General features: G+C 64.6%; 13 protein-coding genes. All 13 read left to right on the forward strand.

The annotated features are described in order from the left end of the window. The first annotated feature begins 7 nt into the window (after positions 1–7). Positions 8–2005, forward strand: a complete 1998-nt coding sequence (gene tkt / locus ACAty_RS00335) for a transketolase (RefSeq protein WP_004869798.1) — start codon at positions 8–10, stop codon at positions 2003–2005. A 60-nt stretch (positions 2006–2065) separates the two neighbouring features. Beyond that, positions 2066–3082 carry a type I glyceraldehyde-3-phosphate dehydrogenase gene (gap, locus tag ACAty_RS00340; RefSeq protein ID WP_004869800.1) on the forward strand — a complete coding sequence of 339 codons (1017 nt, stop codon included), beginning with the start codon at positions 2066–2068 and terminating at the stop codon, positions 3080–3082. Between the two features lie 10 nt (positions 3083–3092). Further along, the gene (locus ACAty_RS00345; protein WP_004869802.1) at positions 3093–4289 is read left to right on the forward strand and encodes a phosphoglycerate kinase; all 1197 of its coding nucleotides are present in this window, start codon (positions 3093–3095) and stop codon (positions 4287–4289) included. A gap of 3 nt (positions 4290–4292) precedes the next feature. Continuing rightward, positions 4293–5729: a pyruvate kinase gene (gene pyk / locus ACAty_RS00350; RefSeq protein WP_004869805.1), complete on the forward strand. Its 1437-nt coding sequence runs from the start codon at positions 4293–4295 to the stop codon at positions 5727–5729. Between the two features lie 100 nt (positions 5730–5829). After that, positions 5830–6900: a class II fructose-bisphosphate aldolase gene (gene fba / locus ACAty_RS00355; RefSeq protein ID WP_004869808.1), complete on the forward strand. Its 1071-nt coding sequence runs from the start codon at positions 5830–5832 to the stop codon at positions 6898–6900. A 61-nt stretch (positions 6901–6961) separates the two neighbouring features. Continuing rightward, positions 6962–7621 (forward strand): ribulose-phosphate 3-epimerase, encoded by a 660-nt coding sequence (gene rpe, locus ACAty_RS00360; RefSeq protein ID WP_004869810.1) that lies wholly within the window; start codon positions 6962–6964, stop codon positions 7619–7621. 9 nt (positions 7622–7630) lie between these two features. After that, positions 7631–8341: a phosphoglycolate phosphatase gene (locus ACAty_RS00365; protein WP_004869811.1), complete on the forward strand. Its 711-nt coding sequence runs from the start codon at positions 7631–7633 to the stop codon at positions 8339–8341. Positions 8342–8439: 98 nt separating this feature from the next. Continuing rightward, positions 8440–9948, forward strand: coding sequence for an anthranilate synthase component I (gene trpE / locus ACAty_RS00370; RefSeq protein WP_004869814.1), 1509 nt, complete (start codon positions 8440–8442; stop codon positions 9946–9948). Further along, positions 9945–10532, forward strand: coding sequence for an anthranilate synthase component II (locus ACAty_RS00375; protein WP_004869816.1), 588 nt, complete (start codon positions 9945–9947; stop codon positions 10530–10532). Before trpE ends, ACAty_RS00375 begins: the two co-directional genes overlap by 4 nt. After that, a complete protein-coding gene (gene trpD / locus ACAty_RS00380; RefSeq protein WP_004869818.1) occupies positions 10519–11538 on the forward strand; it encodes an anthranilate phosphoribosyltransferase in 1020 nt (339 codons plus the stop codon). Before ACAty_RS00375 ends, trpD begins: the two co-directional genes overlap by 14 nt. Positions 11539–11541: 3 nt before the next feature. Then, positions 11542–12330 carry an indole-3-glycerol phosphate synthase TrpC gene (trpC, locus tag ACAty_RS00385; RefSeq protein ID WP_187288639.1) on the forward strand — a complete coding sequence of 263 codons (789 nt, stop codon included), beginning with the start codon at positions 11542–11544 and terminating at the stop codon, positions 12328–12330. 53 nt (positions 12331–12383) lie between these two features. After that, positions 12384–12812 carry an OsmC family protein gene (locus tag ACAty_RS00390; protein WP_004869822.1) on the forward strand — a complete coding sequence of 143 codons (429 nt, stop codon included), beginning with the start codon at positions 12384–12386 and terminating at the stop codon, positions 12810–12812. A gap of 31 nt (positions 12813–12843) precedes the next feature. Continuing rightward, positions 12844–13332: an RrF2 family transcriptional regulator gene (locus tag ACAty_RS00395; RefSeq protein WP_004869825.1), complete on the forward strand. Its 489-nt coding sequence runs from the start codon at positions 12844–12846 to the stop codon at positions 13330–13332. Positions 13333–13338 lie beyond the last annotated feature (6 nt).

The raw sequence follows: 13338 nt of genomic DNA on the forward strand, positions 1-13338 counted from the left end.
GCTTTTTATGACCGTCACGCGCAGCGATCTCGCCAACGCCATCCGCGTCCTGAGCATGGACGCCATCGAGAAGGCCAAATCGGGCCATCCGGGTATGCCCATGGGCATGGCCGACATCGCCGAAGTGCTCTGGAACGATTTCCTCGTGCACAACCCGGCGGATCCGCACTGGCCCAACCGCGACCGTTTCCTGCTTTCCAATGGTCATGGTTCCATGCTTCAGTACGCGCTGCTGCACCTTACGGGCTACGACCTTAGCATCGACGACCTGAAGCAGTTCCGCCAGTGGCACAGTAAAACGCCGGGGCACCCGGAGTATCGCGACACGCCCGGCGTAGAGACCACCACCGGTCCCCTGGGGCAGGGCCTCGCCAACGGCGTGGGCATGGCGCTGGCCGAGCAGATCCTGGGCAGGCACTTCAACCGTCCCGATCACGAGATCATCAACCACTATACCTACGTCTTCCTGGGCGATGGCTGCCTTATGGAGGGCATTTCCCACGAGGCCTGCTCGCTGGCCGGCGTCTGGGGGCTCAACAAGCTCATCTGTTTCTACGACGACAATAACATTTCCATCGATGGCCACGTGGACGACTGGTTTGCCGACGACACGCCGGCGCGCTTCCGTGCCTATGGCTGGCACGTCATCCCCGGCGTCGACGGCCACGATCCGGAGGCCGTGAAAAAGGCCATCCTCGAGGCCCGCGCCCAGACCACCAAGCCTACCCTGATCTGCTGCAAGACCGTCATTGGCCACGGTTCACCCAACAAGGCGGGCACCCACGATGTGCACGGCGCGCCCCTGGGGGCGGAGGAAATCGCCCTGACCCGCAAGAATCTGGGTTGGAGTGGCGAACCTTTCGAGGTCCCCGAGGCCATCTACCGGGCTTTCGATGCGCGCGGCAAGGGTGAGCAGGCCCAGGCCGAATGGAAGGAACGCTTCGCCAAGTACCGTGAGCTCTTTCCCCAGGATGCCGCGGAGCTGGAGCGGCGCTGGGCGGGTAAGGCCAGTCCCGAGTTCGATCGCGCCATTGCCGACCTCATCGCGGAATTTCGCAAGGATCCGCCCAAGATTGCCACCCGTGTGGCGTCGGGCAAGTGTATCCAGGCCGTCGCCAAGGCGGTGCCGGAGTTTGTGGGTGGGTCGGCGGATCTGACCCCTTCCAACAACACCCGCTGGAAGGAGGCCCTGGACATCGGCAAGCACCGCCTCATGGGGAACTACATCCACTACGGTGTGCGCGAGTTCGGCATGGCCGCCATCATGAACGGCATGGCCCTGTACGGCGGGCTCCTGCCCTTTGGCGGCACCTTCCTGATCTTTTCGGATTACGCCCGCAACGCCATCCGCATGTCGGCCCTCATGGGCCTCCGCGTCATCTACATCATGACCCACGACTCCATCGGTCTGGGTGAGGATGGCCCTACCCATCAGCCGGTCGAGCAGGTCAATAGCCTTCGCCTGGTGCCCAATCTGCATGTCTGGCGCCCGGCCGATGCCGTGGAGACGGCCACCGCCTGGGAGATTTCGGTTAAGCAGGAGCGTACCCCGAGTCTTCTGGCGCTCAGCCGGCAGAATCTCGCGCCCCTCCCCCACAGCGACGCCACCATCGCCGGCGCCCGGCGCGGTGGTTACGTGCTCAAAGACGCCGAGGGTGGGGAGCCGGCGGGCATCCTCATCGCGACGGGCTCCGAGGTGGAGCTGGCTCTGGCGGCCCAGGCGCGTCTGGCCGAGCGGGGAGTGGCGGTGCGGGTGGTATCCATGCCCTGCGTCGAGCTCTTCGATGCCCAGGACGCCAACTATCGCGAATCCGTTCTGCCCAGCAAGGTAACCCGTCGCCTGGCCATCGAGGCCGGTACCACGGCGCTCTGGTACAAGTACGTGGGTCTTCAGGGAGCGGTCATCGGCATCGACCGCTTTGGTGCCTCCGCGCCGGCGCCCGTGATCTTCGAAAAATTGGGTTTCACCGTGGATCACATCGTCGACACGTTCCAGGGACTGTGAGGCGGACACGCACCCATCTTCCAACAGATTTCTATTGTCCAGTTCTTCAAGGAGTGACACATGGCATTGCGGATTGGTATCAACGGATACGGGCGGATCGGTCGCAATATTCTGCGGGCGGTCTATGAAGCCGAGCGGCAGAACGAGATTCAGATCGTCGCCATCAACGATCTCGGCAGCCCGGAGACCAATGCCCATCTGACCCAGTACGACTCGGTACACGGCCGCTTTCCCTTCCCCGTCAGCGTCGAGGGGCAGGAGATGTTGGTGGGCAAGGATCGCGTGCGGGTTCTGGCGGAGCGGGATCCGAGCAAGCTGCCCTGGGGTGACCTGGGGGTGGACGTGGTGCTGGAGTGCACCGGCATCTTCACCACCCGCGAAAAGGCGTCGCTGCACATCCAGGGTGGCGCCAAGAAGGTCCTGATCTCCGCCCCGGCCAAGGATCCGGTGGACCTTACCGTAGTTTACGGCGTCAATCACCACCTCCTGGATCCCGCCAAGCACCAGATCGTGTCCAATGGTTCCTGCACCACCAACTGCCTGGCGCCGTTGGCAAAGACCCTCAACGATCTGACGCCCATCGTTGGCGGGACCATGAACACCATTCACTCCATGACCAACGATCAGCGTATCATCGACGTCTACCACAGTGACCTGCGCCGGGCTCGGGCGGCGAGCATGAGCATGATCCCCACCAGCACCGGTGCCGCCAAGGCCATTGGCTTGGTGCTGCCGGAGCTGGAGGGCAAGCTGGACGGTTTCGCCATCCGCGTGCCCACCACCAACGTCTCCATCGTCGATCTCACCTGTCTGGTGGAGCGGGAAGTCTCCGTCGCCGACATCCATGCGGCCATGAAGGCGGCCTCGGAAGGCGCGCTGAAAGGTGTCTTTGCCTACAACGACAAGCCCTTGGTATCCATCGACTTCAACCACAGCCCCGCCAGCTCCACCTACGAGTCCTCCCTCACCAAGGTCAAGGGCAAGCTGGTGAAGGTCTGCTCCTGGTACGACAACGAGTGGGGCTTCTCCAACCGCATGATCGACACGGCCCTGGCCATGATGGGCGTCAAGCGCTGAGGAGTTGCTCATGAACGTGCTGCGGATGACGGATCTGGACCTCAAGGGCAAGCGGGTTCTGATTCGTGAAGATCTCAACGTCCCCATGGACGAGGCTGGCCAGATCGGCGACGACACGCGCATCCGGGCAGCATTGCCGACCTTGCGCGCGGCGTTGGCGGCGGGCGCCAAGGTGATGGTGATGTCGCATCTGGGCCGGCCGAAGGAGGGGGTCTTCGACGAGAAGGCAAGCCTCGCTCCGGTAGCGGCGCACCTTGGCAAACTGCTGGGGCGCGAAGTGCCTCTGGTACGCGACTGGCTGGGGGCCGGCGGCGCGGTGCTCAAGGAGCTCGCCGACGGACAGATCGTGGTGCTGGAAAATGTCCGCTTCAATGCCGGCGAGGGTAAGGACGACGAGACCTTGGCGCGGCAGATGGCGGCCCTGTGCGATGTCTTCGTCATGGATGCCTTCGGCACGGCCCACCGCGCCCAGGCCAGCACCCACGGGGTGGGTTTGTATGCGCCCGTCGCCTGTGCCGGACCGCTTCTGGTCAATGAGCTGGAGGCACTGGGCAAGGCCCTGCAGAATCCCAAGCGGCCTTTGGTGGCCATCGTCGCCGGCTCCAAGGTGTCCACCAAGCTGACCATCCTCAAATCCCTGGCAGAAAAGGTCGACCAGCTGGTGGTGGGCGGTGGCATCGCCAACACGTTCCTGCTCGCCGCCGGGCACGGCATCGGCAAATCGCTGTGCGAGCAGGATCTGGTGGATGAGGCCAAGGCCATCATGGCGGCGGCCAAGGCCAAGGGGGGCGACGTTCCTTTGCCCACGGATGTCGTGGTGGCGAAGGAATTCTCGGCTACGGCTGCGGCGCGCACCTGCGCAGTGGACGCCGTTGGCGCCGATGAGATGATCCTCGACATCGGCCCCGACAGTGCCGCGGCTTTGGGCGAGATCCTGCGCAAGGCCGGGACCATCGTCTGGAATGGCCCGGTGGGGGTATTCGAATTCGATGCCTTCGCCGGCGGCACCCGCGCCATAGCCCAGGCCGTTGCCGAAAGCAGTGCTTTTTCCATCGCTGGCGGCGGCGACACCATCGCCGCCATCCATAAGTTCCACATCCAGGACAAGGTCTCCTACATCAGCACGGGTGGGGGCGCGTTCCTCGAGTTCCTCGAGGGCAAGACCCTGCCGGCGGTGGCCATGCTTGAACAGCGCGCGCGAGGCTGATGCTTGATTCGTCGAACCAAGATCGTTGCCACCCTTGGCCCCGCCAGCTCGGAGGTCGAGGTCATCGACCGGCTGATCGAGGCGGGTGTGGACGTCGTCCGCCTCAACTTTTCTCACGGTACCGCCGAAGATCACGTCCGCCGCGCGGAACTGGTGCGCGAGCGCGCCCGTGCCCACGGTCGGGCGGTGGGCGTGCTTGCCGATCTGCAGGGGCCGAAAATCCGCATTGGCAAGTTTGCCGAGGGTAAGATTCAGCTACGTGAAGGCGACTCCTTCATCCTGGACAGCGCCTGCCAACTGGGCGACCAGGGACGGGTAGGCATCACCTATCCGCAGCTCGTCGGTGATGTGGAGCGGGGTGCCACCCTGTTGCTCAATGACGGCATGATCGTGCTGTGGGTGGACCGGGTACAGGGGACCGAGATCCACACCCGAGTCGTCCAGGGCGGTGAGCTTTCCAATAACAAGGGCATCAATCGCGCGGGCGGCGGGCTCACGGCCCCGGCCCTGACCGACAAGGATCGTGCCGACATCCTCACGGCGGCGCAGTTGGAGGCCGATTATCTGGCCGTGTCCTTTCCGCGCGGCGCGGCGGATATGGACGAGGCGCGTCGCCTCTTTCGCGAGGCCGGTGGTCACGGTGCCCTGGTGGCCAAGATCGAACGGGCGGAGGCGGTGGCCGCCATCGAGGAAATCCTCGCGGTTTCCGAAGTGGTCATGGTGGCTCGCGGAGATCTTGGCGTGGAGATCGGCGACGCCGCGGTACCACCGGTGCAGAAGCGGATCATTGCCCTGGCCCAGAAATATGGTCGGGTCACCATCACCGCAACACAGATGATGGAGTCCATGATCCACCAGCCCATCCCCACCCGGGCCGAGGTCTCGGACGTGGCCAATGCCGTGCTGGACGGCACCGACGCCGTCATGCTGTCGGCGGAGACGGCGAGCGGTGCCTTCCCGGTGGAGGCCGTCGCCGCCATGGCGCGAACCTGTCTTGAGGTGGAACGGCAGATGCCCTGCGGCGGGACCTCGCCGGTGCCGGATCAGGCCCTGCAACGGGTGGACGAGACCATTGCCGCGGCGGCCATTCTCGCCACCCAGAGGGCCCCCATCGCCGCCATCGCGGCTTTCACCGAGAGTGGCTCCACTGCCCTGTGGCTCTCCCGGGCCCAGCCCCGGGTACCCATTTATGCCCTGACACCCCAGGTGTACACCCGGCGACGGGTGACCCTCTATCGCGGTGTCTACCCGGTGAACTTCCCCCAGAGTCGCCACGACGATCCGGCCCAGGTCATGCGCGCGGCGGAGGATGAGCTGCGTCGGCGCGGCGTCGTGCGCGAGGGCGATCTCATTCTCATCACCATTGGCGAGCCCATCGGCGCCCCTGGTGGTACCAATACCCTCAAGATCGTGCGTATTGGCGGGCCGCAGCGTGCATGACCGCCGGCGCGCGGTGGGCGGCTTGCAGGCCGTCGAGGCCCTTGGTTAGCATAGGGATGAGACTCATTTCCCAATCCACCACAGCATCGAGGTAAGCACTATGGCACTCGTTTCCATGCGTCAACTCCTGGATCATGCCGCCGAGCACGGTTATGGCATTCCGGCCTTCAACGTCAACAATCTGGAGCAGGTCCGCGCCATCATGGAGGCGGCGGCGGCCACGGACGCCCCGGTCATCCTGCAGGCTTCGGCCGGCGCCCGTAAGTACGCCGGCGAGCCTTTTTTGCGCCACCTGATCCTGGCCGCCATCGAAGAGTATCCCGACATCCCCGTCGTTCTCCACCAGGATCATGGCGCCAGCCCAGCCGTCTGCATCCAGGCCATCCGCTCCGGTTTCTCCAGCGTGATGATGGACGGCTCCCTGATGGAAGATGCCAAAACCCCCGCTAGCTACGACTACAACGTCACGGTCACGGCCAAGGTCGTGGAAATGGCCCATGCCGTTGGCGTGACGGTGGAGGGGGAATTGGGTTGTCTCGGTTCCCTGGAGACGGGCATGGCCGGTGAGGAGGATGGTGTCGGCGCGGAAGGCTGCCTGAGCCACGACCAGCTGCTGACGGATCCGGAAGAGGCGGCGCAGTTCGTCAAGGCTACCAAGGTGGACGCTCTGGCCATTGCCATCGGCACCAGTCACGGCGCCTACAAGTTCACCCAGCCGCCCACGGGTAAGGTCCTGCGCATCGATCGGGTGAAGGAGATCCACGCCCGTATTCCGGACACCCACCTGGTCATGCACGGCTCCAGCTCCGTTCCCCAGGAGTGGCTCAAGGTCATCCATGAGTTTGGTGGCGACATCGGTGAGACCTACGGCGTCCCGGTGGAGGAGATTCAAGAGGGCATCAAGCACGGTGTGCGCAAGGTCAATATCGATACGGACTTGCGCCTGGCGGCGACGGGTGCGGTGCGCAAGAGCCTGTACACCAATCCGAAAAACTTCGATCCGCGCAAGTTCCTGCAGGCATCCCTCGACGCCATGCGCGATATCTGCAAGCAGCGCTACGAAGCCTTTGGCACCGCCGGCCACGCCAGCAAGATCAAGGTGATCCCCCTGGATACCATGGTCAAGCGCTACACCAAGGGCGAGCTGGATCCGCGCGTCACCGGCGTCTGAGCGCATAGCTCTCCATCGTGGGAGGGGTTCGCCCCTCCCTTTGTCTCCCGGGAGACCAGAAATGTCCCAATTCAAGATTTCCCCCTCCATCCTGTCGGCGGATTTCGCCCGTCTTGGGGAGGAGGTTCGGGCCGTGGACGAGGCGGGGGCGGACTACATCCACGTCGATGTCATGGACAACCACTTCGTGCCCAATCTCACCATTGGCCCGGTGGTGGTGCAGGCCATTCGTCCCCATACCCAGAAGCCCCTGGACGTCCACCTGATGATCACGCCCGTGGACGCCATCATTCCCGAGTTCGCCAAGGCCGGTGCCAACATCATCACCGTCCATCCCGAGGCGACCATCCACCTGGATCGCAGCATCCAGCTCATCAAGAGCCTGGGTTGCAAGGCCGGCGTTTCCCTCAATCCCGCCACGCCGCTGTCGGTGCTGGATTACATTCTGGAGAGCATCGATCTCGTCCTCGTCATGAGCGTGAACCCGGGGTTCGGCGGGCAGAGCTTCATCGACTACAGCCTGCGCAAGATCGAGGCCATTCGCAAACGTATCGATGCCACCGGCAAAGCCATCGAGCTGGAGGTGGACGGTGGCGTGAAGGTGGACAACGTCCGCCGCGTGGCCGATGCCGGTGCCGACGTCTTTGTGGCCGGGAGTGCCATCTACAACACCCCCGATTACCGGGCGACCATTGCCGCTTTCCGTAGCGCTCTGGGATAAGCCGCGAAGATGACGACCACAGGCAAGCGCTTTCGGGCGAAGGTCGTCCTGCTGGATCTGGACGGCACCCTCGTGGACACCGCGCCGGATCTCGCTGCCGCAGCCAATCACGTGCTGCGCAAGCTCGGCAGAGAGCCGGCCGAGATGCCGGTGATTCGCGGCTTCATCGGCAATGGCGTGCGCGAGTTGATGCGGCGCGCCCTGTGTCTCACCAGGGCTCCCACGGAGGCGGAGTTGGACGAAGCCATGGTGGACTTCGGCGCCTACTACGCCGCCCACCTCACGGACCACAGCCGCGTTTACCCGGGGGTCGCCGAGACGCTGGAGGCCCTCAAGGCCCAGGATCGGCGCATCGTCTGCATTACCAACAAGGCCGGTACCTTCACCGAGCCGCTTCTGGATACCCTCGGTCTGCGCCCACACTTCGATCTCGTGCTTTCGGGCGATAGCCTGCCGCGCAAGAAGCCCGATCCCTTGCCGCTGACCCACGCCGCGACGCATTTTGGGGTGCAGCCGGAAACCGCCCTGCTGGTGGGCGACTCGCGCAACGACACCGAGGCCGCCCGGGCCGCGGGAATGCCCGTGGCCTGCGTCACCTACGGTTACCACGGCGACCAGCCCGTGGCCGAACTGCAGCCGGACGCCCTTCTGGACAACCTTCTCGAGTTGTTGGATATTCTCGAGCACACGCCGCACGAGCGGGATTTCGGAAAGGTCTGACGTGTACGGGAAGCGCACAGTTCACACCGCGATGGGACGATGGTGCTGCCACTGACCGGCAGTGTCGTCCGTCCATTCCCCATCGTGAGGTGTAACCCGTGATTTCCGAAGCCCATTTTCATGCCTTGGCAAAGCAAGGCTACAATCGCATCCCCTTGGTCCGCGAGGTTTTGGCCGACCTCGACACGCCCTTGTCGGCCTATCTCAAGGTCGTTCGCGGTCCCTTCGCGTATCTCTTTGAATCCGTCCAGGGCGGTGAGCAGTGGGGGCGTTATTCCATCATCGGGCTACCGGCCCGGGAACGCCTGGAGGTGCGGGCGGGCGAGGTCCAGGTCTTTGTGGACGATACCCTCACGGAGCGTTGCCGTCCCGCGGACCCACTGGACTGGATCCGCGCCTATCACCGACGCTTTCGTGTGCCCCAGAGCGAGGATGTGGCGGGACGCTTTGCGGGTGGGCTGGTGGGCTATTTTGGCTTTGATACGGTGCGTTACATCGAGCCGCGCCTGCAGCGCGCGCCGCGTCTGCCCGATCCCCTGGATTTGCCGGAGATACAGCTGCTGGTAGCGCAGGAGCTGCTGGTTTTCGATAACTTGCGTGGCACCCTGCGCATCATCGTCCACGCCGATCCCGCCGAGCGCCACGCCTACGAGCGTGCCCGAGCGCGGGTGGAGGCCCTCGCCGCCACGCTTCGCGATGGCTCGCCCGTGCCGCCGGCCGCGGCAACGCGCAAGGGACGTGTGCGTGAGGAGGATTATCGCGCGAGCTTCAGTCGGGAGGCCTACATGGCCGCCGTCGAGCGAATCCGTGACTACATTGCCGCGGGGGACGTGATGCAGGTGGTGCCCTCGCAGCGCCTCAGCATCCCGCTGGAGGCCCATCCCCTCGACCTTTACCGCGCCCTGCGCGGCGTCAATCCCTCGCCCTACCTTTTTTACCTGGATCTGGGCAAGACCCAGCTGGTGGGCTCCTCTCCGGAGATCCTCGTCCGGGTGGAGGATGGTCGAGTGACCGTGCGCCCCATCGCGGGCACCCGCCCCCGAGGCGTTGATCTGGAGCACGATCTCGCCCTGGAGCAGGAACTGCTGGCGGATGCCAAGGAGCGGGCCGAGCACCTCATGCTCATCGATCTGGCTCGCAACGATGTGGGGAGGATTGCCGAGGTGGGCAGCGTTCACCTGGACGAATCCTTCGGTATCGAACGCTATTCCCACGTCATGCACATCGTCTCGGAGGTTTCGGGGCGCCTGCGTCCGGGTTTGGACGCCATGGACGCCCTGCGCGCCGCCTTCCCCGCCGGGACCGTCTCCGGTGCCCCCAAAATCCGCGCCATGGAGATCATCCGTGAGCTGGAGCCCGTGTCCCGCGGGATTTACGCCGGTGCCGTGGGTTACTGGGGCTTCAACGGCAATCTGGACACCTGCATCGCCATCCGCACCGGGGTGGTACAGGATGGCGAGCTGCACATCCAGGCCGGTGGTGGCATCGTCGCCGATTCCAAACCTGCCAGCGAGTGGGAGGAGACCATGAACAAGCGCCGCGCCATGTTCCGCGCCGTCGATCTGGCGGAGAATGGTCTGGATCCTGAGGTGGGGGTGCAGCGATGATCCTCATGATCGACAACTACGACAGCTTCACCTACAACCTGGTGCAGTACTTTGGTGAGTTGGGGGAACGGCTGGAGGTCGTGCGCAACGACGCCCTCAGCATTGCCGATATCGAGGCCATGCAGCCCGAGCGCATCTGCATCTCACCGGGTCCCTGCACCCCGGCGCAGGCCGGTATCTCTCTGGAAGTCATCCGCCATTTTGCCGGACGACTCCCCATCCTCGGGGTCTGTCTTGGCCACCAGGCCATCGGCGAAGCCTTTGGCGGACGCGTCGTCCGCGCGCCGGAGGTGGTGCACGGCAAGACCTCGCCCATCTTCCACGACGATAAGGGCATCTTTGCCGGTCTGCCCAAACCCTTCACGGCAACCCGTTATCACTCCCTCATCGTCGCCCGGGACGATCTCCCGAGCGAGCTCGAGGTCACCGCCTGGACCGAGGATGGACTCATCATGGGCCTGCGCCACCGCCGCTTTGCCGTGGAGGGGGTGCAGTTCCATCCGGAGTCCATTCTCAGCGAATGCGGCAAGGAACTCCTCGCCCACTTCTGCAAGGTCCGGGAGGCAAGCCGTGCAGGCGCGTGAGGTGCTGGAAAGACTCATCGCCCACCGCGACCTGTCCAGCAGCGAGGCGCAGGCCATTTTTGACGCGATCATGTCGGGTTCGTGGACACCTGCCCAGATTGGCGCGCTTCTGGTGGCGCTGCGCATGAAAGGTGAGCGTGTGGAAGAACTGGTGGGCGCTACCCGCGCTCTGCGCGCACATATGCTGCGGGTGGAGGTGGGTACCGAGCATCTCGTCGATACCTGCGGCACTGGTGGCGACGCCCGCAACACCTTCAACATCTCCACCCTCGCCGCCATCGTCGCTGCTGCCGCTGGCGCGCGGGTGGCCAAGCACGGTAACCGTGCCGTCTCCGGTCGCAGCGGCAGCGCCGACGTGCTGGAGGCGGCGGGCCTGTGCCTCGATCTCACACCGACGCAGGTGGCCGCCTGCATCGACGCTGTGGGTATCGGCTTCCTCTTTGCACCCAGCCACCACGGTGCCATGCGCCACGCCGTTGGCCCCCGGCGGGAGCTGGGCATCCGCTCCCTGTTCAATCTCATGGGTCCCCTGAGCAATCCTGCCGGCGCACCGCACCAGGTCCTCGGCGTGTTTGCCGATGCCTGGCTGATGCCCGTGGCGGAGGCGGCCAAGGAGCTGGGGGGGCGGCACGTCCTCGTGGTGCACGGCCACGATGGTCTGGACGAGATCAGTATCAGCGGCCCCACGGAGGTGGCTGAGGTACGGGAGGACGGCAGCATCCGCCGCTTTCGACTGCAGCCTGGAGACTTCGGCATCGCACCGGCGCCCCTGGAGGTGCTGCAGATTCGCGACACGCACGAGGCCCTGGCGGCCTTTCACGAGGTGCTCTCGGGCAAGCCGGGGGCACGTCAGGATGTGGTCGCCCTCAATGCCGGTGCGGCCCTCTACGCCGCCGATGTGGTGGACGATCTCTCCGAGGCGGTGGCACAGGCGCGCGCTGCCCTGGTCTCGGGAGCTGCCCGCGAACGTTGGGAGCGTCTGCGCTCCTTTGCCGCAAGGAGTTGAGCCGTGATGGATACCCTCCAGGAAATTCTCCAGCACAAGGCCACGGAAGTGGCGGCGCGACGTCAGCGTCTGGGCCTTGCCGAGCTGCAGTCGGCGGCGGCCCTTGCGGCACCGCCGCGGGATTTCGTCGGCGCCTTGCGCCAGCCCCAGGCGACGGGGGCGGCGGCGGTCATCGCCGAGATCAAGAAAGCTTCTCCCTCGGCCGGGGTCATCCGTGAAAATTTCAACCCCGTGGAGATCGCCCGCGACTACGCTGCTCACGGTGCCGCCTGCCTTTCGGTATTGACGGACGAGCGTTTTTTTCAGGGTAACGACAGCTACCTCACGGCGGCGCGCTCGGCGGTGAACCTGCCGGCCCTGCGCAAGGATTTCTGCATCGATCCCTATCAGGTCTGGGAGGCGCGCGCCATCGGTGCCGATGCCATCCTGCTCATCGTCGCAGCCCTCGGCGACGATACCCTGCGTGAGCTGGAGGCCCTTGCCCTGGATCTGGGCATGGCCGTCCTGGTGGAAGTGCACGACGCCCAGGAACTGCGGCGCGCCCTGGCTCTGCGCAGTCCCCTCTTGGGCATCAACAATCGCGACCTGCGCAGTTTCACCACCTCCATCCAGCGCAGCATCGACCTGTTGCCCGCCATTCCCGAGGATCGCCTGGTGATCAGCGAAAGTGGCATCCGCAGCCCGGAGGACGTTGCCACCCTGCGCGCTCGCGGCATCCACGCGTTCCTGGTGGGGGAGGCGCTGATGCGCGAGGACGCTCCCGGAAAGGCCCTGGCGCAACTGTTTGCCTAAAGACGACCGTGGTATGGTAAAGTCTGGAATGCGGTAACTCAGGGAGCAAGGACATGAAGGCAGAGGTTCGGTGGTCTGGTCCCGGACACATGAGTTTCCTGGCCCATGCCGATAGCGGTCATGCCCTGGTCATGGATGGCGCCGCCGATATCGGCGGTAAGAATCTCGGGCCACGGCCCATGGAGTTGCTGCTCATGGGTCTGGGCGGCTGCTCCAGTATCGACGTGGTCATGATCCTGCAAAAATCCCGGCAGGATGTGCGCGACTGTGTGGTGCAGCTGCAGGCGCAGCGCGCCGACAGCGACCCCAAGGTCTTCACGGCCATTCACCTGCATTATGTGGTGACGGGCCGAGATCTCGATCCGCGCCGGGTCGAGCACGCCATTGGCCTTTCTGCGGAAAAATACTGCTCGGCCAGTATCATGCTGGGTAAAACGGCACAAATCACACACGATTTCGAGATACGGAGCCTGGAGTGCTAGGGCCGGATCTTGGCGAACTGGGGGGACTCCCATGCTCCTGAGCAAAACCAGCGAATACGCTCTGCAGGCACTCATCTATCTCGCTGCCCAGCCCTCGGGCGAACCGGTATTGAGCCGCGATATCTCGGACTATCTGCGGGTGCCGGCGCAGTACCTGGCCAAGATCCTCCAGGTTCTGGCCAAAAGAGGGGTTCTCGACTCCTACAAAGGTCGCGGCGGCGGTTTCGTCCTGCGGCCCGGTGCCGAACAGATGAATATTCTGGAGGTGGTGGAGATGGTGGAGGGCGCACCCTTTGGCCAAGGCTGCGTGCTCGGCCTCAAGGCCTGTGCCGATGAGACCGCCTGCCCCGTGCACTATGCCTGGAAACCCCTCAAGGCGCAGGTGGTGGAGCTTTTGGGTAAACAGACCATCGGCAGCATGGCCGAGGCGGTACGCGCTGGCCGCTATCGCATCCACCTGCCGGGCGGCAACGACCTCCAGCTACGTGCCTTGCCCGGTCGGGATGTCTACTCGGGCTAGGGCCAG

Origin of the sequence: Acidithiobacillus caldus ATCC 51756 (genome assembly GCF_000175575.2) — a bacterium.
Lineage (GTDB): Bacteria > Pseudomonadota > Gammaproteobacteria > Acidithiobacillales > Acidithiobacillaceae > Acidithiobacillus_A > Acidithiobacillus_A caldus.

Bases quoted from the DNA above. Each gene is read 5' to 3' on its own strand.
- tkt (WP_004869798.1), top strand. From the start codon at position 8: ATGACCGTCACGCGCAGCGATCTCGCCAACGCCATCCGCGTCCTGAGC.
- gap (WP_004869800.1), top strand. From the start codon at position 2,066: ATGGCATTGCGGATTGGTATCAACGGATACGGGCGGATCGGTCGCAAT.
- ACAty_RS00345 (WP_004869802.1), top strand. From the start codon at position 3,093: ATGAACGTGCTGCGGATGACGGATCTGGACCTCAAGGGCAAGCGGGTT.
- fba (WP_004869808.1), top strand. From the start codon at position 5,830: ATGGCACTCGTTTCCATGCGTCAACTCCTGGATCATGCCGCCGAGCAC.
- rpe (WP_004869810.1), top strand. From the start codon at position 6,962: ATGTCCCAATTCAAGATTTCCCCCTCCATCCTGTCGGCGGATTTCGCC.
- ACAty_RS00365 (WP_004869811.1), top strand. From the start codon at position 7,631: ATGACGACCACAGGCAAGCGCTTTCGGGCGAAGGTCGTCCTGCTGGAT.
- ACAty_RS00375 (WP_004869816.1), top strand. From the start codon at position 9,945: ATGATCCTCATGATCGACAACTACGACAGCTTCACCTACAACCTGGTG.
- ACAty_RS00390 (WP_004869822.1), top strand. From the start codon at position 12,384: ATGAAGGCAGAGGTTCGGTGGTCTGGTCCCGGACACATGAGTTTCCTG.
- ACAty_RS00395 (WP_004869825.1), top strand. From the start codon at position 12,844: ATGCTCCTGAGCAAAACCAGCGAATACGCTCTGCAGGCACTCATCTAT.